The organism is Gordonia sp. YY1 (genome assembly GCF_009872315.1).
Classification (GTDB): domain Bacteria; phylum Actinomycetota; class Actinomycetes; order Mycobacteriales; family Mycobacteriaceae; genus Gordonia; species Gordonia amicalis.
Map to the genome: position 1 here is coordinate 15,121 of NZ_WXYI01000011.1, position 21,332 is coordinate 36,452.

20 protein-coding genes and 4 tRNA genes are annotated in these 21,332 nt (G+C 66.7%); 16 read left to right on the top strand and 8 right to left on the bottom strand.

The features are described from left to right. The first annotated feature begins 139 nt into the window (after positions 1–139). The 12 genes from BPODLACK_RS14975 (at position 140) to BPODLACK_RS15025 (ending at position 8,589) form a co-directional block, all read left to right on the top strand. Entirely contained in the window at positions 140–325 is a 186-nt protein-coding gene (locus BPODLACK_RS14975; RefSeq protein ID WP_159405559.1) for an excisionase family DNA-binding protein, read from the top strand. A gap of 103 nt (positions 326–428) precedes the next feature. After that, complete coding sequence (locus BPODLACK_RS14980; protein ID WP_075862723.1) at positions 429–2,210, top strand: AAA family ATPase; 1,782 nt, start codon at positions 429–431, stop codon at positions 2,208–2,210. Then, positions 2,207–2,362 (top strand): hypothetical protein, encoded by a 156-nt coding sequence (locus BPODLACK_RS14985; protein ID WP_157753378.1) that lies wholly within the window; start codon positions 2,207–2,209, stop codon positions 2,360–2,362. The genes BPODLACK_RS14980 and BPODLACK_RS14985 overlap by 4 nt, the downstream gene beginning before the upstream one ends. Further along, a complete protein-coding gene (locus BPODLACK_RS14990; protein ID WP_157753379.1) occupies positions 2,359–2,520 on the top strand; it encodes a hypothetical protein in 162 nt (53 codons plus the stop codon). Before BPODLACK_RS14985 ends, BPODLACK_RS14990 begins: the two co-directional genes overlap by 4 nt. Then, entirely contained in the window at positions 2,513–2,785 is a 273-nt protein-coding gene (locus BPODLACK_RS14995; RefSeq protein WP_024497263.1) for a hypothetical protein, read from the top strand. The genes BPODLACK_RS14990 and BPODLACK_RS14995 overlap by 8 nt, the downstream gene beginning before the upstream one ends. Before the next feature lie 445 nt (positions 2,786–3,230). Next, positions 3,231–4,685, top strand: a complete 1,455-nt coding sequence (locus tag BPODLACK_RS15000; protein WP_159405560.1) for a terminase large subunit domain-containing protein — start codon at positions 3,231–3,233, stop codon at positions 4,683–4,685. Then, positions 4,682–6,031, top strand: a complete 1,350-nt coding sequence (locus BPODLACK_RS15005) for a phage portal protein (RefSeq protein WP_159405561.1) — start codon at positions 4,682–4,684, stop codon at positions 6,029–6,031. Before BPODLACK_RS15000 ends, BPODLACK_RS15005 begins: the two co-directional genes overlap by 4 nt. A 17-nt stretch (positions 6,032–6,048) precedes the next feature. Beyond that, positions 6,049–6,690 (top strand): hypothetical protein, encoded by a 642-nt coding sequence (locus BPODLACK_RS23590; RefSeq protein ID WP_236577686.1) that lies wholly within the window; start codon positions 6,049–6,051, stop codon positions 6,688–6,690. Beyond that, complete coding sequence (locus BPODLACK_RS15010; RefSeq protein WP_236577687.1) at positions 6,617–7,015, top strand: hypothetical protein; 399 nt, start codon at positions 6,617–6,619, stop codon at positions 7,013–7,015. The genes BPODLACK_RS23590 and BPODLACK_RS15010 overlap by 74 nt, the downstream gene beginning before the upstream one ends. A 121-nt stretch (positions 7,016–7,136) precedes the next feature. Continuing rightward, positions 7,137–7,973: a phage major capsid protein gene (locus BPODLACK_RS15015; protein WP_159405563.1), complete on the top strand. Its 837-nt coding sequence runs from the start codon at positions 7,137–7,139 to the stop codon at positions 7,971–7,973. Beyond that, entirely contained in the window at positions 7,970–8,284 is a 315-nt protein-coding gene (locus BPODLACK_RS15020; protein WP_024497268.1) for a hypothetical protein, read from the top strand. Before BPODLACK_RS15015 ends, BPODLACK_RS15020 begins: the two co-directional genes overlap by 4 nt. Then, a complete protein-coding gene (locus BPODLACK_RS15025) occupies positions 8,281–8,589 on the top strand; it encodes a hypothetical protein (protein WP_159405564.1) in 309 nt (102 codons plus the stop codon). Before BPODLACK_RS15020 ends, BPODLACK_RS15025 begins: the two co-directional genes overlap by 4 nt. 399 nt (positions 8,590–8,988) lie before the next feature. Here the strand turns inward: BPODLACK_RS15025 and BPODLACK_RS15030 are convergent. The 3 genes from BPODLACK_RS15030 to BPODLACK_RS15040 all read right to left on the bottom strand — a co-directional run bounded on the left by BPODLACK_RS15030 (position 8,989) and on the right by BPODLACK_RS15040 (position 9,252). Continuing rightward, positions 8,989–9,063: transfer RNA gene (locus BPODLACK_RS15030), tRNA-Val, on the bottom strand. Positions 9,064–9,083: 20 nt separating this feature from the next. Further along, positions 9,084–9,157: transfer RNA gene (locus BPODLACK_RS15035), tRNA-Cys, on the bottom strand. 22 nt (positions 9,158–9,179) lie between these two features. Continuing rightward, a tRNA-Gly gene (locus BPODLACK_RS15040) sits at positions 9,180–9,252 on the bottom strand. 253 nt (positions 9,253–9,505) lie between these two features. On the opposite strand from BPODLACK_RS15040, the gene BPODLACK_RS15045 reads away from it, so the two are divergent. Next, positions 9,506–9,577, top strand: a tRNA-Val gene (locus BPODLACK_RS15045). Positions 9,578–9,662: 85 nt separating this feature from the next. Here BPODLACK_RS15045 and BPODLACK_RS15050 read toward each other — a convergent pair. The 5 genes from BPODLACK_RS15050 to otsB form a co-directional block, all read right to left on the bottom strand. After that, positions 9,663–10,133, bottom strand: coding sequence for a GyrI-like domain-containing protein (locus BPODLACK_RS15050; protein WP_159405565.1), 471 nt, complete (start codon positions 10,131–10,133; stop codon positions 9,663–9,665). 40 nt (positions 10,134–10,173) lie between these two features. Then, positions 10,174–10,611 (bottom strand): SRPBCC family protein, encoded by a 438-nt coding sequence (locus tag BPODLACK_RS15055; protein WP_159405566.1) that lies wholly within the window; start codon positions 10,609–10,611, stop codon positions 10,174–10,176. Further along, positions 10,601–13,234 carry a bifunctional acetaldehyde-CoA/alcohol dehydrogenase gene (adhE, locus tag BPODLACK_RS15060; protein ID WP_159405567.1) on the bottom strand — a complete coding sequence of 878 codons (2,634 nt, stop codon included), beginning with the start codon at positions 13,232–13,234 and terminating at the stop codon, positions 10,601–10,603. The genes BPODLACK_RS15055 and adhE overlap by 11 nt, the downstream gene beginning before the upstream one ends. 139 nt (positions 13,235–13,373) lie before the next feature. Further along, complete coding sequence (locus tag BPODLACK_RS15065) at positions 13,374–14,330, bottom strand: alpha/beta fold hydrolase (RefSeq protein ID WP_159405568.1); 957 nt, start codon at positions 14,328–14,330, stop codon at positions 13,374–13,376. After that, complete coding sequence (otsB, locus tag BPODLACK_RS15070; RefSeq protein ID WP_159405569.1) at positions 14,327–18,010, bottom strand: trehalose-phosphatase; 3,684 nt, start codon at positions 18,008–18,010, stop codon at positions 14,327–14,329. The genes BPODLACK_RS15065 and otsB overlap by 4 nt, the downstream gene beginning before the upstream one ends. Positions 18,011–18,155: 145 nt before the next feature. Between otsB and BPODLACK_RS15075 the strand changes: the two genes are divergently transcribed. The 3 genes from BPODLACK_RS15075 to BPODLACK_RS15085 all read left to right on the top strand — a co-directional run bounded on the left by BPODLACK_RS15075 (position 18,156) and on the right by BPODLACK_RS15085 (position 21,325). Further along, positions 18,156–18,578: a TIGR02611 family protein gene (locus BPODLACK_RS15075; RefSeq protein WP_159405570.1), complete on the top strand. Its 423-nt coding sequence runs from the start codon at positions 18,156–18,158 to the stop codon at positions 18,576–18,578. 130 nt (positions 18,579–18,708) lie between these two features. Next, positions 18,709–20,784, top strand: a complete 2,076-nt coding sequence (gene thrS / locus BPODLACK_RS15080; RefSeq protein ID WP_159405571.1) for a threonine--tRNA ligase — start codon at positions 18,709–18,711, stop codon at positions 20,782–20,784. Continuing rightward, positions 20,777–21,325 (top strand): HIT family protein, encoded by a 549-nt coding sequence (locus BPODLACK_RS15085; protein ID WP_006436352.1) that lies wholly within the window; start codon positions 20,777–20,779, stop codon positions 21,323–21,325. Before thrS ends, BPODLACK_RS15085 begins: the two co-directional genes overlap by 8 nt. The last annotated feature ends 7 nt before the right edge of the window (positions 21,326–21,332 follow it).

Consider the following 21,332-nt stretch of genomic DNA (forward strand, 5'->3'; position numbering starts at 1 on the left):
GGACGCCGAGGACGATCTGAGCGCGGAAGGCAGCAACCGCCGATCGGTTCTGTTCATAAACGCCGGGTCCCCGACGGGGGCGAAAAGGACACCTACAAGCCGTCGATGATGGCTGTCTTGTGTCTGGAGTCTCTTCCCGATGTCCTCTGTTCGTCGCCAGTGGGCGACAATCAAACACACTGCCGACTATCTCGGCGTCACCGACCGCACCGTCAGGCAGATGATCGCCGATGGGCGCCTGCGTGGTTACCGCAACGGCAAGTTCGTACGTCTGGACCTGAACGAGGTTGACGCCTCGATGCAGCCATTCGGCGGTGCAGCTTGAGGCCCCCGAACAGCGAAGAGGCCCCCGCGCCACACGAGGACCTCTCCAAGTCAGTCGCCACCAAGCAAGCCGACACCACACAGTCTATCGGCGGTGGTGGCGAATGAGCAGCGCATACGAGCGTGTCATCGATGCTCTTCGAGCCAACGGCAGCAGGGTCGAGGACCGCGGTCGAAACGATGCAATGGCGCAATGCCCCGCTCACGACGACCGCAACCCCTCGCTGAGGGTGTCGGTCGGACGGGCCGGTGACCGGGCGGTAATCCACTGCTTCGCCGGGTGTGCCCGCGCCGAGGTTGTCGAGGCTCTCGGAATGAATATGCACGACCTCTACGACGACGATGTCGAGTACCGCTATGCCGGCGGTGCGGTGGTGCATCGTCGATCGGGAAAACGCTTCTCGCAGAGTGGCAACAAGGCAGACCGGTCGCTCTACCGTGTCGAGTATCTACCCGAGGATCACGCGCAAACGGTCTACGTGGTTGAAGGTGAAAAGGACGCCAACACCGCAATGGACCTCGACGGGGTCGTGGCCGTCTCGCCGCGGCAGGGCGCGAGCACTCGGCCAGAACGCTACGACTGGTCACCGCTCAAGCATCGACCCGTCGTGGTGGTGGCTGATCGCGACGAGAAGGGCCTCGAACACGCCCGCCGCGTCGGTGATCTCCTCGAGCCCATCGCGACGTCTGTGGTCATCGTCCAGGCCGCCGAAGGCAAAGACTTCACCGACCATATCCAAAGCGGTCACACCGTAGCCGAGCTGGTGCCGGTCGAGGAAGGCCCAGACCTGTTGGCGGGCTTGATCTCTGCCGCCGAGCTGGACTGCAAGACCTTCGCCGACCTCGTCGAGCACGTACCCGGCATCATCACCGAAGGATCGGGACTCATTGTCGGCCCACCGAAGGCCGGCAAGTCGTGGCTGATGGGCAATATCGCGCTCGCGTGTGCGTCCGGTGGTCGTGCGCTCGGCACCATCGAGGTCGAGCAGCGGCCGGTCCTGTACCTCGCGCTGGAGGACGGGCACAGGCGCCTGCAATACCGACTGCGTGCGATCAACGGCACCGACCCGCTACCGAAGGCACTCGACATCCTGACCAGTGTGGTGCCCGGTCAGGTGATCCCCACGATCGCAGCGTGGCTCGATCAACACCGCGGTGACGAGCCACTGGTCATCCTCGACACCCTCGGCAAGGCGCGCAAACAGCGTCGTTCGGGTGAGGATGCCTACCTGGCGGACTACCAGACGGGCTCAGAGCTCAAGGCGCTTGTCGACGTCGTGCCGGGCGCGTGCTTGTTGGCCGTCCACCACACCCGCAAGAGTAGCGGTGAGGACTTCGTCGACAGCGTCAGCGGTACGCAAGGCATCGCCGGTGCCGCCGACTTCGTCCTGGTGCTGCAACGACCACGCAAGAGCAACGAGGCCACCCTCGCAGTGACCGGGCGCGACATCGTCGAACGCGAAGTGGCGTTGGTGACCGAGGACGGGCGTTGGCGCTTAGACGGCGACAGCATCGAAGCCGCCGAAAGCCAAGGCGAGACGCGGAAGGACCGTCAGCGGCTCGGCGATCTAAGCATCGACGTGCTCGAGTACGTCAACGGGCGCGGCGCCACAACGCCAGCTGAGGTGGCAGCGGAGTTCGGCGTGGACAACAAGCACGCCGGGGTGATCCTGAGCCGCCTCTACGAGTCGGGACGACTGACGAAACCGAAGAGGGGCACCTATAGGGGTGTTGTATCTGTTGAATTGTTGAATTCGGAGCCTCAGAACCCCTCCACTTTCAACACATACAACGGATACAACACCACCCTTTTAGGCACTTGTTCGGTCTGTGGCATTTCGTTGCCCTCCGACCTCGTCGATACGTGCGGGGGGTGTGCATCGTGATCGAGACCCGTCGCCTGCCCTACGGCCTCACCGCAGTCATCTACCTCCGTGACGAGCGTGACGACCTCGCACCCGAAACTCGCGACCGCCTCGACCACATCACCGAGTCGGAGTCGGAGTACACCCGGCGCTGCGAGAGGGGCAGCTCATGACCGAGTCACGGCCCCGCACCCGCCGACGCCTGGTGTCCCGGCTCTACGGCCTGGCCGCGCGCATCAACCACGACCGACTCAACGACGCCCAACTCGCCTACCTCACTGCGGTACTCGACCACTACAACCACGCCATCAAGGGGATGACCGATGACTGAGCCGACCAACCTCGACGACCTCGACCACCGCGACTCGATCAACCACTACCTCGCGTTGTGTGCCCTCGTCGGCGAAGGCCGACGCCTCGACGCATTCGCCTACATGAAGAGCCTGACCGACGTCGAACGCATCGACATGTGGCTCGCAGGCTGCTCCATCACCATCGCCTTTGCCGACGACTGCCGCCGCTTCCACAAGGTGCCGGTGGAGCTTCCGGCGTGGTTGCGCCTCATGGCGCTCGCCGACGAGGACGGCGCCCAGTGATGGGCCTCATGCGGCCGTGCGTCGAGTGCGGCGAACCCGCCGAGGACACCCGCTGCGCCGAGCACACCGTCAGCCACCGCGCGGTCACCCGTACGCCCGAATCCCGTCCGTCGCGGCGCGCGGGCTATACGACGGCGTGGGACCGGCTCTCCAAGCGAGCCCGACGTCTGCAACCGTTCTGTTCCGACTGCGGTACGCGCGACGACTTGACCGCCGACCATTCGCCCGAGGCATGGCGCCGCCACGATGCCGGCAAGCCTGTACGGCTCTGTGACATCGACGTCGTGTGCCGCCGATGCAACTCCCGCAGAGGCCCCGCGAGGCCGTCAGCGGCCCGCTCAGACCCCAGGGGGGTGCCCCCTGCGCCGGGGGGTGGGAGCCGACGGGGGGAGTCGGGATGTCGCTCTCACACCCCCGGGGGGTACCCAATGGCGGGTGGTGCGGCATGAAGGCCGGCGTCAAGCAGCAGATCACGGTGGACCCGCTCGATCTGAGCGACTACCCCACCGATCGGGCGGCCCGTATCGCTCGGTTCATCGAGGAGTTCCTGGTGATCCCGAAGGGTGTGGGTGCCGGTGAGCCGGTATGCCTACCGGATTTTCAGCGCGAGATCATCGACGGCGCATTCGCTGACGGTATCCGTCAGGCGTTGGTGAGCATCGCCCGCGCCAACGGTAAGACCGGCTTGGCCGCGATGGTGGGTGTGGCCGAGCTGTTCGTCGGTGGTGAGTCTCCCGAGGTGCTTGTGGTGGCCTCAGATCAGCGTCAGGCCAACATCACGTTGCGGGTGGCACGCCGCATGGTGGAGATGAGTCCGGCGCTCTCAGAGCGTTGTCACATTTACGCCGACAAGCTCCAGACCCCGCACAACGGAGGCCTGTTGCAGCCGTTGCCGGCCGATCCGGCTGCGCTGCATGGTTGGGACCCGACGCTGTTGATCGTCGACGAGTTGCATGTGGTGACTGAGGAAGTGTGGGAGGCGGTCACCTCGATGGTCGGCAAGCGGCCGGTGTCGACGACGCTGGCCATCTCGACGCCGGCGACCAGTATCGAGTCGGTGATGTGGCGGTTGGTGCAGCACGGTCGCACCAACGACGACCCGGCGTTCTATCTGCGAGAGTTCGCGGCGCCGGAGGGGTGCGACATCGACGACCGCGAGGCGTGGCGCATCGCGAACCCGGCGATGGGGTTGTTTCTCGCCGAGGACGGTATGGCCGCGGCGCGACGCACGTTGCGTGAGCCGGTGTTTCGTCAGCTCCGACTCGGCCAGTGGGTGGGGCAGGTGGACAGGTGGTTGCCGTGGGGTGCGTGGGAGCCGCTGGCCGACGCGAAACGCACGGTGGGCCGACGCGACAAGGTGGTGCTGGCGTTCGACGGGTCGGCCTCGGGGGACTCGACAGCGCTCGTTGGCTGCACGATCGGCCCTAAGCCGTTTCTGTTCACCGTCGGCATGTGGGAGAACCCCGGCGATCCGCGGTGGCGTGTGCCGCGCGGTGAGGTCGATGTCGCGGTGGCCCGCGCGTTCGACCGGTACGACGTGGTCGAGTTGGCCGCGGACCCGTGGGGGTGGCGCTCGGAGATCGAGGCATGGGCCACCCGGCACGGTCAGCGTCGGGTCCTGGAATGGAACACCGCTAACGCCGCCCGCATGGCCCCGGCGACCGATCGCCTCTATCAGGCGGTGGTCGACAAGACTGTGTCCCACGACGCCGACGAGCGTCTGGCCCAGCATCTGGGCAACTGCGTGGCCAAGTCGACGCCGGCGGGCGACCTGGTCAGCAAAGACAAGAAGGGCAGCAAGAACAAGATCGACGCCGCGGTCGCGGCAATCGTGGCTCTGGACCGGGCCGCGTTTCACACCAACAAACCTCGCAAGAGGGCAAGGAGTTTCCCATCATGACCAATGCTCTGCACACCGATCTACTGCAACGCATCGACGCCCCGCAGGCCCGCTACGCGGTGCTGGACCGCTACTACGCCGGCGAACAACCGCTGGCGTTTCTCGCCCCGGAGGCGCGTAAAGCGTTGGGGGACAGGTTCGGTCGCATCGCATCGAACCTCTGCCGCCTGTCGGTGACCTCGATCGCCGAACGGTTGCGGGTCACCGGATTCACCGGCGCCGACGTCTGGGGAGACTGGCTGCGCAACGACCTCGACCAGCTCGCCCCGGTCGCTCACCGTGAAGCGCTGCTGCTCGGCGCCACCTACGTCCTGGTGTGGGCCGACGCCCAGGGCCGCCCGCAGGTGTCCATCGAGTCGGCGCATCAGATGTCGGTCAAGGTCGACCCCGGTACCCGGCAGATCGTCGCCGCCTGTAAACGGTGGACTACTGACACCACTACCGAGGCAACGATTTTCGAGGCCGACAAGGTGACCCGGCTGCGTGCCAACAACACCGGTGCGACGACTGCAGGATTCGAGACCGTCGAGGTGCTAGACAATCCGCTCGGCGTGGTGCCGGTGGTGCGGCTGGCCAACACCGACCGCATCCTCGGCGACCCGGTCTCCGAGATCGCCGACCTGATCCCGCTCAGCGATGCTCTGAACAAGGTTCTGTCCGACATGATGGTCGGCTCGGAGTTCTACGCCCGTCCGCGCCGTTGGGCCACCGGCGTCGAGCTCGTCGAGGAACCCGTGCTCGACGACAACGGCAACCCGGTGCTCGACGACGACGGACTCCCGGTCATCGAAGAGGCATCGCCGTATCCAGAGACCAACAGGATGATGCTCGCCGAGCAGGCCGAGGCGAAGTTCGGTCAGCTCGAGGCGTCCGGCCTGACGGCGTACTCGTCGAGCATCGACGCGTTGCTGACGCAGATCATGGCCGTCTCAGCGCTGCCGGGGCATTACGTCGGCATCACAAGCTCGAATCCCGCCTCCGCTGACGCCATGCGTGCCGCCGAGGCCGCGCTGACCGCGCGCGCCGAAGCCAAACAGGCACTGTTCGGTCGGAGTTGGGAGCAGGTGGCACGGCTGATCGTCGCGGTGCGTGAGGGCATCAACCCGGCCGAGGTCGAGGCGTCGGTGCAATGGGCCGACCCCAGCACCCGGTCGATCGCCCAGGAGGCGGACGCCGTCGTCAAGCTCCATCAGGCCGGTCTACTGCCGGCGACCTACGCCCTCAAGCGACTCGGTTACAGCGACACCGACGTCGTCGAAATCCGCACCGCCACAAGGCTCGAGGCGATGGACTCCGCAGGCGCTGACGTGACCAGCCTGCTACCCGGCGCCGAGGCCCCGCGGTGAACGCCTACGCCGACCGCGTGGCTACGCTGGCTCAGTCCACCAGCGAGTCGGTACAGGCGCTCTACGACCGATACCTGGCCGGTGAGCTGACCGAGGAACTGTTTGTCGAGCTGGCCACCACCGCCCTCACGGTCAACGATCACCGGGCGGCGACTCTGGCCGACGTCGGCGTGGCCGCCATCCTCACCGCACAACTCGGCGCCGTAGCGCTACCCGTCGGCGTCCCGGCACCGTCCCCGCCGAAATCACTGCTACACAACCTCATTCGCGAAGCGCTCGACGACGTCGACCCGCGGACCAAACTAGACACCGCCGCCCGCGGCCGCACCCTCGAGACCGCGCGCGAGTGCTACGCCTCCGGGCTACACCGCCACGAGGTCAAGTTCTGGAAGCGCGTACCGAACTCCGGTGCCTGTCCGGCCTGCCAAAACCTGGCCGGCACCGTCCTGCCCATCGACACCCCGATGTGGCACCACACCGGTTGTGCCTGCACTCAGCAGCCAGCCACCCCCACCGAGAAGGAGAACGCAGATGCCCAACGATCCGCAGCAGCCCGACGAGCAGCAGCAACCCGACGAGCCAACCGTGACCGAGACCGAGACGCTCGAGACACCGGCACCCGACGAGCCAACCGAGAACGAGCCGACGCCGGAGCCTGAGCCCGACGTCTTCCCGAGGGCCTACGTCCAGCAGCTTCGTCAGGAGAACGCCGACTACCGCAACCGCGCCAAGGCCGCCGACGACCTCGCCAAGCGGCTGCACACCGAACTGGTCCGCGCCACCGGCAAACTCGCCGACCCGACCGACATGCCGTTCGACGCCGAGCACCTCGAGGACCCCGACAAGCTGACCGCGTCCATCGATCAGTTGCTTTCCGTCAAACCGCACCTCAAGGCCCGCCGCATTGTCGGTGCGGTAGGGCAGGGTGAGTCCGGCACCACCACCGGTGTCGACCTGCTCGGCATCATGCGCGGCACCGCCTAACGACAACCGTTGTCATCTGGCCTGCATCCTGTCATCATGGGTGCAGGCCAGATGCCTGTCTAAGAGACGTTGCGAGCCGGGCGCTCGACGTGAATCCCCAACACTCACGTAGGAGCCCCCTATGGCCACCCAGACCACCGCAACCCTGTCCCAGCTGCAGGCCACGCAAATCCAGCAGCTGCTCGTCCAGCCCCTCGAATCCGAGAGCGTGTTCCTCGCGTCGGGGCCGAAGGTCATCGACACCAACGGCCCGATCCGCATCCCGCGTATCGCCTCCGGCCTGACCGTCGGATTCGTCGCCGAAGGTGCTGCGATCCCCGAAAGCTCCGTCGGCCTCGACGAAGTCTCGATGCTGCCCTCGACGCTCAAGAGCCTCAAGGTCATCAGCCGCGTCACCTCCGAGGTGCTCCGCTCGTCGGCCCAGGCACTCGACGCAATCCTCAAGCAGCGCTTGGTAACTGATACCGCGAAGGCGCTCGACGTCGCGCTGTTCACCGGCACCGGCACCTCCAACACCATCCGCGGTCTGCTCAATCAGAGCGGCGTGGCCACCGGCACCCTCGATGCCGACGAGCCTGACAGCCTGCTCGACGGCATCGGCATCGCCCGCGCCAACGAGGTCAAGCCCAACCGCTGGTTCCTCAGCCCCGCCGATTACCTGTCGATCCGCAAGGTCAAGGACGCCGATGGTCGCTACATCCTGCAGCCTGATCTCACCCAGGCCGGCCAAGAGGTGCTGTTCGGTGTGCCGGTGACCGTGACCGCTCAGATGCCCACCGGCAAGGCAGCACTGGCCGATATGAGCATGGTGGCGATCGCCCGCGACATGAGCCCGAGCGTCACCGTCGACAGCTCCCGCTACTTCGACACCGACGAAGTGGCTCTGCGTGTCGTCGCCCGCTACGACCTGGCACTGCTGCAGCCCAAGGCCGTCACCATCCTCACCGCCACGCCGTGATCGAGTCCTCTCAGGTGGTGGCCCTGCTCGGCCGCGACGGCGACACCGAACTCGCCGCCGTGGCCGAACGGGCACTACCGATCGTCACCGCCCAGGTGCGCGCCTACACCCGCGGTCGTGGATTCTCCGGCGACCAGCCGGCGCCCGACGTCGAGACGGTCATCCTCACCTCGACCGCACGCCTGGCCGCCAATCCTGAGAACCTGCGCGCCGAGAAGATCGGCGACTACGAGGTACAGCGTCAGGTCATCGACGGGTGGACGCTGCCCGAGCTGGCGATCCTCGGCCGCTACCGTCGGCGTGCCCGATGATCCCGAAACGGCTGCTCCCTCAACGGCTGACCTACCGGCCGATCGTCGGTCGGGGCAGTTTCGGCCCGATCTACGACGACCCGGTCACCATTCCGGCGCGGGTGCAGTTCACCGCCAAGGCGGTCCGCAACGCCAACGGTGAGGATCTCGTCGCCGCCGCGACGATCTATGTGCAGCCCGGCGAGAACCTGCCCGACGTCGGCGACATCGTCACGTTGCCTGACGGTAGCGTCCGCCCGGTCATCGCCCGCTCAGATCAGGTGGGCGCCCGAACTGTCGAGGTGGTGTCCCTCGACGTGTCCTGAATGGTGGACAGGACACACAGAACGACCCCGGTTCTCCTCTGGGCATGGTGGAGGACCGGGGTCGTTTCGCTGTTGTCGGTTAGCGGTGCAGACCTTTTCGTCGGCGTCACCGAAAGGGTGGTGGCCGACCACCTACACCAAGCGCAGCACCGGCGCCGCGGTTGCCTGATGCAGAGCGTTGATGTTCTCCAGCATGACCGTCAGCGCGGCAATCTGCTCGGTCGACATGTCGTCAGTGTGCAGCCGGTTGAGCGCGTCGCAGCAGCGGTCAATCCATGCAGTTCTGTCTGGTATCACGTCGGGCCTCTCGATATAGGGGGAGTGGCCAACCGTAATTGCACGCTAGTCGCACGAAACAAGAAAGCCCCGGCGTAAACCGGGGCTGACCTGCACTAACAATGGTGCGCGATACAAGGATTGAACTTGTGACCTCTTCCGTGTCAGGGAAGCGCTCTCCCACTGAGCTAATCGCGCGGGGATATGAAATTGTGGTGTGGAGGTGGCGACGGGAATCGAACCCGTGTACACGGCTTTGCAGGCCGTTGCCTCACCACTCGGCCACACCACCAGATGCGAGTCGACTCGCGCCGAGCGGATGACGGGATTCGAACCCGCGACCCTCACCTTGGCAAGGTGATGCGCTACCAGCTGCGCTACATCCGCATGCCCACGAGCGATCTTGTGGATCTTGCTGCTCGCGGTGCGAAGAGAAACTTACGCGATGGATTCCGAACTTTACAAATCGTCTGGTCAGAGGGCTGGAGAAAGACGAATTCCCAGCGTGTGATTACTCCGGACCGGCAAAACCGATGACTGTGACGTGGCGCACGTCCGTGATTTGGGAACTCTGCGGAACCCGTGTAATCTTCTGGCTCGTGCGCAGGCGCCCCTGTCACCGACATCAGGCGCCCGACACGGTCCCGTGGCTCAGTGGAAGAGCGTCCCGTTCACACCGGGAAGGTCGCTGGTTCGATCCCAGCCGGGACCACAGAGACAAAGGCCTCATCGTGACGACGAGGCCTTTGTTGTCTCCTCACGAGAGCCGATCGCTCTCGGAACCCGCTGAGCGTCGTCTAGTCCTCCAACGGCCACACGATCAGGGTCTGCATCGACGACAGATCGTTCTCGTCGGGCTCGGTCAGGTAGCTCTCCCACATCACCCCGGCCGGCCTCAGATTCTGGGCCTGCATCCACTGCATCAGCCGGCCGTAGGTCTGCTCCATCGCATCGTAGGAGCCGATGTGCAGGATCTGCGCGGCGCGACCGCCCGGAAGGGTTTCGGTAGTGACTTCTCCGTCCACCGAGACGTCGCGGTCGGTGGGAAACCCGGCCGCCACATCCACAGTGTCCGTGGGCATGCCGTAGTAGAGGCCCAGCGGCGGTCCGACAACGCTTGCTCCCGCGTTCCGCATCGCGTCGTCCACCGCGTGGAACGAACGATCGAAGAATTGGGGAAGGCCGGTCATCGGGACCTTCTCGCGATGTACCGCGACCCGCGCCGGGGTCAGCTCGACGATCTGGGGTTCGGTGGACGGATCTGTCATGCCTGGTCTCCTTCGCGTCGTGTCGGTGCGGGTTCGGATCTCACTTGGCGAAACGTTTCGTCAAACCGGTCAGTGTGCTGTCCACGAGTCCCTTGATCACCCTTTTGCGCACGAACCCGGGCAGCGGCAGATTGTGATGGATCGTGAGCTCATAGGTGACCGAGGTCGTGTCAGGGCCCGTCGCGTCGAGTTGGTAGCGGCCTTCCTGGCCGGTCTGCATGCGCCCTTCGAGCATCGACCAGCTCATGCCGTCGTCGCGGTGCTCATAGGTGAGCGTGTAACTGTCTGTCCCGACGGTCGCGGACGCCTTGAACCTGGCCGTGCGGGGAAGTCCGGTCTTCGGGTCGGTCTCGAGTACCTCCGCCTCGAGGATCTCCGGAATCCACTCGGGCTGGCTCTCGAGGTCGCGCAGCGTCGCGAGCACGGTCTCGAGCGGGGCGTCGACCTCGACGGTCTGGGAAGCGCGGTCAGTGGGCATGATCATCCTCACCGTAGTAGCCGAGTTTGAGCAGGTCGGTGATCTCGCTGATGAGCGGCATCCGCGGGTTGGTGCGGTTGCTCAGGTCCTGGAACGCATTCATCGCGAGTTCGGGCAACGCTTCGAGGAACTCGTCCTCGGCCACGCCGATCTCCTTGAGGGTCTGGGGGATTGCCAACCGGCGCAGCAGACCGTCGACACCTGCGAACAGCCGGCGTCGGCTCTCGTCGGGCTCGCGTCCGCCGAAGATGACCCGTCCCAGCTGTGCGTACTTCTCCGGCGCGACGTACGCCGAGTATCCCGGCGCGGGCATGAACTTCGTCGGCACCGCGGCGTTGTAGCGCAGCGTGTGAGGCAGGAACACGCCGTTCACCCGACCGTGCGCGATACCGAATGCAGCGCCGACGGCGTGGGCGAGCGCGTGATTGGTCCCCACGAACGCGTTCGAGAAGGCGAGCCCCGCGAGAGTGGCGGCGTTGGCCATGTCGGTGCGGGCCGCGAGGTCGGTCGGATCGTCGTACGCACGGGGCAACGCGTCGAAGATGAGTCGTGCGGCCTGGACGCAGAACGCGTCGGTGTACGGGGAGGCGAAGATCGAGGCGACGGCTTCCAATGCGTGGGTGAGCGCGTCGACGCCGGTGTCGACGGTCAGTGCGCGGGGCATGGAGAGGGTCAGCGTCGGATCCACGATTGCCATGTCCGGGACGAGGGAGTAGTCGACGAGGGTCTCCTTGCGGCCCGCGACGGTCAGTACCGCGGCCGGTGACACCTCGGACCCGGTGCCCGCGGTGGTGGGAATCGCCACCAGCCGCAGGGTGTGCGGGTCCTGCGGGTACTCCGCCAACCGCTTGCGGGGATCGAGGAACGGCAGGGTCAGCTCGGCCAGGTCGGTGTCGGGGTGCTCGTGGAAGAGCCGGATCGCCTTGGCGGCGTCGATCACCGACCCGCCTCCGACGGCGATGAGCAGATCCGGCGGCTGACCCTCCAGCACGGCGACGCCACGACGGATCGTCGCCTCGTCCGGTTCCGGCTCGACCTCGGCGAAGACCCGGACGTGTTGGGCGTGCAAGTGGGCACGCACTTCGTCGACCACTCCGCGTTCGGCGCTCAGGGCGTCGGTGACGACCACGACATCCGTGCACGGGACGTCGCGGAGATTGTCCAGTGCGCCGGCGTTGAAGAACGTGTTCGCGGGCACGCGGAACCACTGGGACGGGGTACGTCGATGAGCGACGGTCTTGATGTTCAGCAGCTGGAGATAGTTCACGTTCTCGGTGGTGCTCGACCCGCCCCAGGTCCCGCAGCCCAGCGAGAAGGTGGGCGGGAGATCGTTGTAGATCCCGCCCAGGGCTCCGACTGCGGTGGGTGCGTTGACGAGGATCCGTCCGGTACGTACTGCGGCACTGTAGGCGTCGACGACCGACTGATCGTTGGCATAGACGGCAGAGGTGTGGCCGAGACCGCCGTGTTCGGCGACCAGGACCGCGGCGTCGATCCCGTGATGCACGTCGCGGGCGCGGACGAGTCCGAGGACGGGCATCAGCTTCTCCTGCACGAGCGGGTGTGCCGCGAGCTCGTCGAGATCCGACGGCAGCGGCGCCAGCAGCACCTTCACCGAAGGGTCCAGGGTGAAACCGGCGCGGGCGGCCAGTTCCGGAGCCGGCTGGCCGAGTGCGCCGAGATTGACCTTGTCGCCGTCGCCGAACGCGAAGTCGGCGATGGCCGCGGACTGCTCGTCGGTGAGCAGGTGTGCGCCCATCCGGCGGAACTCCTCGACCGTGGCGTCGTAGATCGCGTCGTCGACGATGCAGGTCTGTTCCGCGGGGCAGATGACGGAGGCGTCGAAGGTCTTGGAGATCAGGATGTCGACGACAGCGGCTTCGATGTCGGCGGTCCGGTGCAGGTAGATCGGCGCGTTGCCGGGTCCGACGCTGAGTCCGGGTTTGCCGGCCGCGTTGGCGAGCGCGACGATCTTCCGCCCGCCGGTGACCCAGATGAAGTCGACGAGCCGGTGCCGGAACAGATAATGGGTCACCTCGTGGGCGGCGTCGGGGATCACCTGCAGAGCGCCGGGGGGCATCCCGGCCGCCTCGGCGGCCTCACGCAGGATTGCCACCGTCCGTTCACAGGAACGCGCCGCCACCGGCGAGGGGCGGAAGACGATGGCATTGCGCGTCTTCGCCGCGACGATCGCCTTGTACAGCACCGTCGACGTGGGATTGGTGACCGGAGTGATCGCGAGCACGACGCCGATGGGCTCGGCCACCCGCACGACACCGCGTTCGTGGTCCTCCCCGATCACGCCCACCGACTTCTTGTCCTTGAGGTGGTCGTGGAGGAACTCCGTCGCGACATAGTTCTTGACGACCTTGTCCTCGAAGACCCCGAAACCGGTTTCCTCGATCGCCACCGCGGCGAGTTCGGCGGCGGCCCGCACCCCGGCCCGCGCCATGGCCGCGACGATCGCGTCGACCCGTTGCTGGTCGAGTGTGCGGAACTCGGTCGCTGCGGCCGCGGCCCTCTCGACCACGGCATCGACCTCGGCGGTGGTCTCGGGTGTCAGCGTCGACGCTCGGGAGTGGTCTGGCGTCTGCGATCCGGTGTCCACATGGGGGTTCGGCATTCGATATCACCTCGAACCGGTGTCGTCGCGCCCTCGGTCCATGCGCGGCCGTGTGGGCGCACGTTACTCGCGCTCGTGGCGCGAAGGACCCGTTTGCCACTCCGCGGCGCGAACTTTCGCTTCATGGCCGGCGACCGCCTCATCCGGGTCGGGATTCCACGAAATCGGCGATCACCTCCTTCACCCGGTCGCGCTGACCGAGGAGGAGATGTCCGCCGGAATCGAGGCCGAGCAGTCGTGCGCCGGGGATCCTCGACGCCGCGTCACGTGCCGCGTCGTAGGACGCCAGCGGATCATCAGCGGCGTGCACGATCAGAGTCGGCGCCTCGATCGCCTCGAGGTCGTAGGTGCCGATCTCTGGGTCGGCGACATAGGCGTCGAACACCGCGCCCCGCCGACGCCAGGCGACGGGGAAGATGCTCTCCGAGATCTCCTCGGCGACACGGCGCTCATCGGCCGAACGAGGGAACCCCGGCGGCACACCGAGGAGGCGGAGGAACGTCGGGTGGGCGAAGGCTTTCAGGGGCCACAGGGCGTGATCGGAATAGAACCACCGTGCCCACCGGGGTGGTATGCGTGCCGTGCGGCTCCCCGGAAAGTTCCCGGAGAGGATGATCAGGTGCCGAACCCGGCGGGGATGGCGCAGCGTGAACTGGACCGCTGCGCTCGTGCCCGCGGAGATCCCGATGACGTCGACCTCGTGGTGGCCGAGGTGATCGAGCAGTTCGGCGAAGACGTCGGACTGGGCGGCGACCGAGGGCTCGGCGGGCATCACCGATCCCAGATATCCGAAGCGGGACGGGACGATGATCCTTCGGTCTGGCAGCAGGTCGCGCACCGACAGCAGTCCACCGTCGCAGCCCTGGAAGATGCCGTGGCTCACCAGGACCGACTCACCCGCGCCGTGTGCCGCGTATTCGACAGCGCCACAGCGGGATTCCATCACATGGCGGGTGACCGCCCCGACCCGCTTCCGTGCTGCGACGAGGTGTCGGACATAGGCGATGCCGAGCACCCCGGCGACCGATGCCAGGGCGCCACCGGCGATCAGGCCTCCGGCCCACCCCCTGCTGGTTCGTCCGTCCGGGGGAGTCATCGGAAGCGGACCGTTGTCCCGGGCGCCAACTGGACCAGTTTCTCGCGACACTGCACATCGATCGGAGCGACGTCGCGTTTCTCAGACGTGACCTCGACGCCGCTGCCGCTGACCCGCAATTGCAGACGGTGCCGACGGTAGTAGACGCGGAAGGACAAGACGCCCAGGGATCGCGGCCACCGCGGGTTGAGGATCAGGCGGTCGTCGCGGAGCTCGAGGCCCGTGAAACAGCGCTGCAACAGGTCGATGCTCCCGGACATGGCCGCGAGGTGGATACCCTCCGACGTCGTACCGCCCTGGATGTCGGTGATATCGGAGTCGAGGACTCTCTCGAAGAACGACACCGCGTGTTCGCGATCGCCGCGGGCGAGCACCCACGCGTGGACGACCGAACTCAATGTCGACCCGTGCGAGGTCCGGGACATGTAGTAGTCGATGGTGTGCGGGATCATCTCGGGCGGCAGCCCATAGCCCAGGCGTTCCAGCAACTCTCGCAACTCTTCCGCAGAAAGAAGATAGAAGAGCATGAGAACGTCGGCCTGCTTGGACACCTTGTACCGGTTCACGTCGTCGTTCTCGGCCTCCAGGATGCGGTCCAGCCGCTGGATGTTCCCGTACTCGGCGCGGTAGGCGTCCCAATCCAGTTCGACCAGTTCGTCATATCCCTCGAACTGGCTGATCGTGCCGTCGTGGAAGGGGACGAACATCCGGCAGGTCAGTGTCCGCCACAGCTCGAGTTCTGGTTCGCGCAAGCCGATCTCGTCGAGCAGATTGACCCGATCACGCTGCGGGATGGTCGCCAGGGCATCAAGAGCGCGCCGGATGACCCACACCGCCATCACATTCGTGAACGCGTTGTTGTCGATCCCGTCGTAGGGTGCCTCGGGGTAGCCGGAGTGGAACTCGTCGGGCCCGATGACGCCCCGGATCGCGTACCGGTCGTGGCGCGGGTCGTAGGTCGTGATGTCGGCCCAGAACCGGGCGATCTCGACGAGCAGTTCCGCGCCGGACTCGATGAGGAAGTCGAGGTCGTGCGTCACCTGGAAGTACTGCCACACGTTGTAGGCCACAGCCAGGCCGATGTGGTGCTGGCGGGCGCTGGGGTCCGGGTTCCACCGTCCCGAGCGCGGGTTGAGGTGCAGCTTCTGGCTCTCCTCCCGGCCGTCGCTTCCGGACTGCCAGGGGTACATCGCACCCCGGTGGCCGGCTTCGCGGGCGGCGACCCGCGCTTCCCCGAGACGCCGGAACCGATAGCGGAGCAGTGCCTTGGCGAGTTTGGGGAGCCGGGGGGTGAGCACGGGCAGGACGAAGACCTCGTCCCAGAAGATGTGGCCGCGATAAGCCTCACCGTGCAGGCCCCGCGCCGGGATTCCGACGTCCATGTCGATGGTGTTCGGTGAGACCACCTGCAGAATGTGGAGCATGTGGAACCGGAGCGCCCGTTGCGCGTCGGGGTGCCCTTCGAGGTCGGTGCGGCACAGATCCCACATGCGCACGCACGCCCTGGCGTGATCGGTGAGCAGGTCGTGGAACCGTCCGAGCCGGGCAAGGGTGCGCGACGCGGCGACACCGGGTTCGGAGATCCCGTTGTCGCGTGAGGTGTACAGCGTCGCGACCTTCTCCACGATGACCTCTTCACCCGCGGCGATGTCGACACCGATCCGGTGCCCGATCCGACCCTGATCGGAGATCAGGTCGTAGTGGGCGGGCAGCTGTTCGTTCCCGCGCCACACCGTGGTCCGAGCGCCCACCGCGATGATGACGCGGGACTGGTTGGTCTGCACCCGCAACAGAACCGAATCTGTCGAATCCGCCGTCCCCTCCGGGACGGTGAGATGCCTGCTCGCCAGCTCCCGGTAACGCTCCACCCCGGAATTGGTGACGGTGCCGTCGATCATCGAGGAGACCTCGATCCTGCCCGACCAGTCCTCGGCCAGGATTCTGGTGTCCAGGGCGCCGACATGACGTTGGTCCATCGACACGAATCGGCGTTGCCGGACGGTGGTGGTGCGGCCGTGCGCATCGCGGTAGCGGAGGTCGCGGGTCAGCATCGCGCGCCGCAGGTCGAGCGTCTGACGGAACGACAACACCTCGACATCGTCGATGCTGAACCAGTCACCGCTGTCGATCCGGAAGGTCAGCGGCAACCAGTTCGGCAGGTTGACCAGGCTCTCGTTCTCCACCTCCCCGGCGGGCAGTCGGTCGGTGAGCCGGTTGTACACGCCGGCGGCGTAGGTGCCCGGGTAGTGCACCGGTCCGGCATCGCACTCCGGGGCCGCCCCACGCGTCGCGAAGTAGCCGTTGCCGACGGTGCACAGGGCTTCGCGGAGCTTCTCCGCGGGCGGATCGTAGGCGTCGTAGGTCAGTGACCAGTCCGACGGGGGCTCGCTCGCCTGCTCGACGTGATCGGCGATCTGGGCCAGCAGTGCCGGGATCGCCGCGGGTGACTCCACGGCGAACTGGGCGGCCGTGCGGCGGTCGCGGTTCTCCTCGGCGCGCACCACGATCCCGATCCCGTCGGTGGCGATCCGGTCGAAGGCGTCCTCGTCGGTGAGGTCGTCGCCGAAGTAGATCGTGATCCACCCCCGGTCGACGGCGCCCACCTGGTGGCGGACCCACTCCAGCGCCTGCCCCTTGTCCCAGTCGACGTCGGGTTTCAGTTCGAGGACCATGCGACCGGGGAGGGCTCGCAATCCCTGGCGCATACCGATCTCGCGCGCCGCCACGATGATGTCCTCGACATCGTCGGGGGAGGCGTTGCGGAAGTGGACGGCGACACTGAAATGTTTGGGCTCGACCAGGACTCCGTCGACAGCGGCAAACCGCTGCCGAAGTTCCTCGGATGCCGCCGCGATCGTCGGCGTGGACGTGCGGGCCACCTCGTTGACGAGGTGCTCGCCCCCCGGTCCGAGGAGTTCGAGGCCGTGACACCCGGCGTACCAGAGGCCGGGAAGCCCCACGCGCTCGCGGATGTCGTCGAGGTCGCGGCCGCTGATGACGGCGACCGGACACAACTTCGCCAACCGGGTCAGCGCCTCGGCGGCACCCTCGACGAGGACCGCAGCGGACGGATCGTCGACGATGTCCGACAGGGTCCCGTCGAAATCGAGGAAGACCACGGGGCGTCGAGATGCGGCGATGGCGTGCAGGTGCTCGAGGTAGGTCAGTGCGTCGGGCATCGTCGAGATCCGGGCGCCGCCGAGGCGTACCCGGATGTCGGCGGGATCACCGACCACGGCGTCGGCGCCGAGACGGCGGAGTTCCTCGGCCCGCGCCGGTGTCCCGATCGCCACGACCAGCGCGAATCCGCCCCGTCGAGCTGCGGCCACGCCTTCCGGGGTGTATTCGACGACAGCGCATCGCAGAGGTGACACGCCGAGGCGCCGGGCGATGTCGAGCAACCCGGCCGGGTCGGGGTGAGCGGTGCCCTCGAGCTGTTCGGGCGGGGTGTCGGTCATGTTCGCGGCGAACAGGCCGTCGAGTTCGGGGCCCAAGGTGCGCCCGACCGAGCGGGCCCCGCAGACGATTCCGAACCCGCGGAGACGCTGGACGAGACCGGCGGTCGACTCGATCGCCCGCGGGTGCGCCTCAGTGGTCGGGTGGCCGAAGCCGACGATCACGCCGTCGTGCAGACGCGCGTCGATCGTCACCGGTCGTGTCGGGGCCGCCGTGGTCGCCATCGTTCCAGCATGCCCCGGGCGCCGGGTGATCGGGCGAACTTCTGGTAAAGGTATCGCGGCGGCGGGCCTCATGTCCGCGTCGGCGATGGTCGCCGAGATGCCGGTAGCCTGAACACGGCTTGGGCGACGGCGGAGTAGGGGAGACATGACGGAGTCGTGGTGGAAGCGACTGCGGATCCGGGCGCGTCATCGCCGGTACGTGGTTCGCTCCAATCCCCGCTGGCATCGGATCTACCGCATCGCGGTCGCCGTCGTCGGCACCGTCGTCCTGCTGTGCGGGCTCGTCACCATCCCGTACCCGGGTCCCGGCTGGCTCATCGTCTTCCTCGGACTGGGAATCCTGGCGTCGGAGTTCGACTGGGCTCATCGCCTGCTGAAGTTCGCACGCGCGAAGTACGACGCCTGGATGGAATGGATCGGCCGGCAACACTGGTCGGTGCAGTCCGTCTTCTGGATCGGTACCTGCGCGATCGTCGTGGGCACCCTCTGGCTCCTCGGGGCCCTGCAGACGGCGGCCGGTTGGGTGAACCTCCACTACGAGTGGCTCGCGAGTCCCATTTTCTCCTGATCGCTCACCCGAGCCGCGCCGCAGAGGAGGGGTTCGGTCGGGCGGGATGACACGCGGATACCATCAGAGTCGCAAACGTCCCCCACGGACGCGCCCTTCGCGTGTCCGAACCTATTCGAGGAGCGTCCCCGTGCCCGACGACGTCCAGGTGACCAGCCCAGCCACGATCCGTGTGCCGGCTGGAACGACCGCGGGCACCGCACTTCGTGATCACGACCTCCCCAACAAGGGGCCGGATGCGATCGTCGTCGTCCGCGACGCGCACGGCGACCTTCGTGACCTGTCCTGGGCGCCGGCCGAGGACGCCGAGGTCGAACCCGTTGCGGCCGACACCGAGACCGGACGCAGCGTCATCCGGCACTCGTGTGCCCACGTGCTCGCGCAGGCGGTCCAGGATCTGTTCCCCGAGGCCAAGCTGGGTATCGGACCGCCCATCAAGGACGGCTTCTACTACGACTTCGATGTCGCCGAGCCGTTCACACCCGAGGACCTCAAGGCCCTCGAGAAGAAGATGAAGCAGATCATCAAGTCCGGCCAGCGCTTCTCGCGCCGCGTCTACGACTCGAAGGACGAGGCGCGCGTCGAGTTGGCGAACGAGCCGTTCAAGCTCGAGCTGATAGACGACAAGGGCGCCGCCGACGATGCCGAGGTCATGGAGGTCGGCGGCGGTGAGCTGTCCGTCTACGACAACCTCAATCCGCGCACCGGCGAACGGATCTGGTGCGATCTGTGCCGCGGTCCGCACGTGCCGACCACCAAATACATCGCGGCCTTCAAGCTGACCCGGTCGTCGGCCGCCTACTGGCGCGGTGACCAGGACAACGCCGACCTGCAGCGCGTGTACGGCACCGCATGGGAGTCGGCGGAGGCGCTCGACGCCCATCTCGAACTGCTCGCGGAAGCGGAGAAGCGCGACCACCGCAAGCTGGGTGCCGAACTCGACCTGTTCAGCTTCCCCGACGAACTCGGCTCGGGACTGCCGGTCTTCCACCCCAAGGGCGGCATCATCCGCAAGGAGATGGAGGACTACTCACGGGCGCGTCACGTCGCCGCGGGGTATGAGTTCGTCAACACCCCGCACATCACCAAGTCGCACCTCTACGAGGTCTCCGGTCACCTCGACTGGTACCGCGACGGGATGTTCCCGCCCATGCACGTCGACGCCGAGTACGACGAGAACGGCGAGCTGCGCAAGCCCGGCCAGGACTACTACCTGAAGCCGATGAACTGCCCGATGCACAACCTGATCTTCCGGGGTCGGGGACGTTCGTACCGGGAACTGCCGCTGCGCATGTTCGAGTTCGGGTCGGTGTACCGGTACGAGAAGTCCGGCGTGATCCACGGGCTGACCCGAGTGCGCGGTATGACGCAGGACGACGCGCACATCTACTGCACGCAAGACCAGATGCGCGACGAGCTGACGTCGATCCTCACCTTCGTCCTGGGGCTGCTCAAGGACTACGGTCTCGACGACTTCTACCTCGAACTGTCGACGAAGGACCCGAAGAAGTTCGTCGGCTCCGACGAGGTGTGGGAGGCGGCGACGAACACGCTCGCCGAGGTGGCACAGGCCTCCGGTCTGGATCTGGTGCCCGATCCGGGTGGTGCCGCGTTCTACGGCCCGAAGATCTCGGTGCAGGCCAAGGATGCGCTCGGTCGCACCTGGCAGATGTCGACGATCCAGCTCGACTTCAACCTGCCGGAGCTGTTCGGTCTCGAATACACCGCGTCGGACGGGACCAAGCAGCGGCCGGTGATGATCCACCGCGCGCTGTTCGGTTCCATCGAGCGGTTCTTCGGCGTGCTCACCGAGCACTACGCGGGCGCTTTTCCGGCGTGGCTGTCCCCGGTCCAGGTCATGGGCATCCCGGTCGCCGAGGCGTTCGCCGACCACCTGCAGGGCGTCGTCGACGCGCTGCGGGCCGCCGGTGTCCGTGCCGAGGTCGACCACTCCGACGACCGCATGCAGAAGAAGATCCGCAACCACACCACCGGCAAGGTTCCCTTCATGCTGCTCGCGGGCGAGCGCGACGTCGAAGCGCATGCGGTGAGCTTCCGGTTCCGCGACGGGTCCCAGATCAACGGTGTCCCGGTGGGTCCCGCGATCGCCGCGATCACCGACTGGGTGGCGAGCCGGCGCAACGAGTCGCCGACCGGGGAACTCCTGGAGGCGAAGCTCGGCCCGGTGGGGGCGGTCGATGGCTGAGGCATCCGGCGAGATCCGCGACGAGGGCGTCGGTGTCGGTGATCGTCTGGAGCGGCTGTGGAGTCCGCACCGGATGACCTACATCGCCGACCCGCAGCCGGCGGCGAAGACCGGTCACCCCTTCCTCGACATCCCGACGATGTCCGACGAGGACGGTCTGATCGTCGCGCGCGGCGAAGCCGTGTACGCGGTGCTCAACCTCTACCCGTACAACCCCGGTCACACGATGGTGGTCCCGTACCGCCAGGTCGCCGACCTCGAGGACCTGACACCCGCCGAGTCGGCCGAGCTGATGGCGTTCACGCAGCGGATGATCCGCACGATCAAGGCGGTCTCGAACCCGAACGCCTTCAACGTGGGACTCAACCTGGGTTATGCCGCGGGGGGCTCGCTGTCCGAGCACTTGCATCAGCACATCGTGCCTCGCTGGATGGGCGACGCGAACTTCATCACCATCGTCGGCGAGACGAAGGTGATGCCGCAGTTGCTGCGCGACACCCGGTTGCTGCTCGCCGAGGCGTGGCAGCGCTTCGATGACTGAGGGGGAG

Bases quoted from the DNA above. Each gene is read 5' to 3' on its own strand.
- BPODLACK_RS14975 (WP_159405559.1), top strand. From the start codon at position 140: ATGTCCTCTGTTCGTCGCCAGTGGGCGACAATCAAACACACTGCCGAC.
- BPODLACK_RS14980 (WP_075862723.1), top strand. From the start codon at position 429: ATGAGCAGCGCATACGAGCGTGTCATCGATGCTCTTCGAGCCAACGGC.
- BPODLACK_RS14990 (WP_157753379.1), top strand. From the start codon at position 2,359: ATGACCGAGTCACGGCCCCGCACCCGCCGACGCCTGGTGTCCCGGCTC.
- BPODLACK_RS14995 (WP_024497263.1), top strand. From the start codon at position 2,513: ATGACTGAGCCGACCAACCTCGACGACCTCGACCACCGCGACTCGATC.
- BPODLACK_RS15000 (WP_159405560.1), top strand. From the start codon at position 3,231: ATGAAGGCCGGCGTCAAGCAGCAGATCACGGTGGACCCGCTCGATCTG.
- BPODLACK_RS15005 (WP_159405561.1), top strand. From the start codon at position 4,682: ATGACCAATGCTCTGCACACCGATCTACTGCAACGCATCGACGCCCCG.
- BPODLACK_RS15015 (WP_159405563.1), top strand. From the start codon at position 7,137: ATGGCCACCCAGACCACCGCAACCCTGTCCCAGCTGCAGGCCACGCAA.
- BPODLACK_RS15025 (WP_159405564.1), top strand. From the start codon at position 8,281: ATGATCCCGAAACGGCTGCTCCCTCAACGGCTGACCTACCGGCCGATC.
- BPODLACK_RS15050 (WP_159405565.1), bottom strand. From the start codon at position 10,133: ATGACAGATCCGTCCACCGAACCCCAGATCGTCGAGCTGACCCCGGCG.
- BPODLACK_RS15055 (WP_159405566.1), bottom strand. From the start codon at position 10,611: ATGCCCACTGACCGCGCTTCCCAGACCGTCGAGGTCGACGCCCCGCTC.
- adhE (WP_159405567.1), bottom strand. From the start codon at position 13,234: ATGCCGAACCCCCATGTGGACACCGGATCGCAGACGCCAGACCACTCC.
- BPODLACK_RS15065 (WP_159405568.1), bottom strand. From the start codon at position 14,330: ATGACTCCCCCGGACGGACGAACCAGCAGGGGGTGGGCCGGAGGCCTG.
- otsB (WP_159405569.1), bottom strand. From the start codon at position 18,010: ATGGCGACCACGGCGGCCCCGACACGACCGGTGACGATCGACGCGCGT.
- BPODLACK_RS15075 (WP_159405570.1), top strand. From the start codon at position 18,156: ATGACGGAGTCGTGGTGGAAGCGACTGCGGATCCGGGCGCGTCATCGC.
- BPODLACK_RS15085 (WP_006436352.1), top strand. From the start codon at position 20,777: ATGGCTGAGGCATCCGGCGAGATCCGCGACGAGGGCGTCGGTGTCGGT.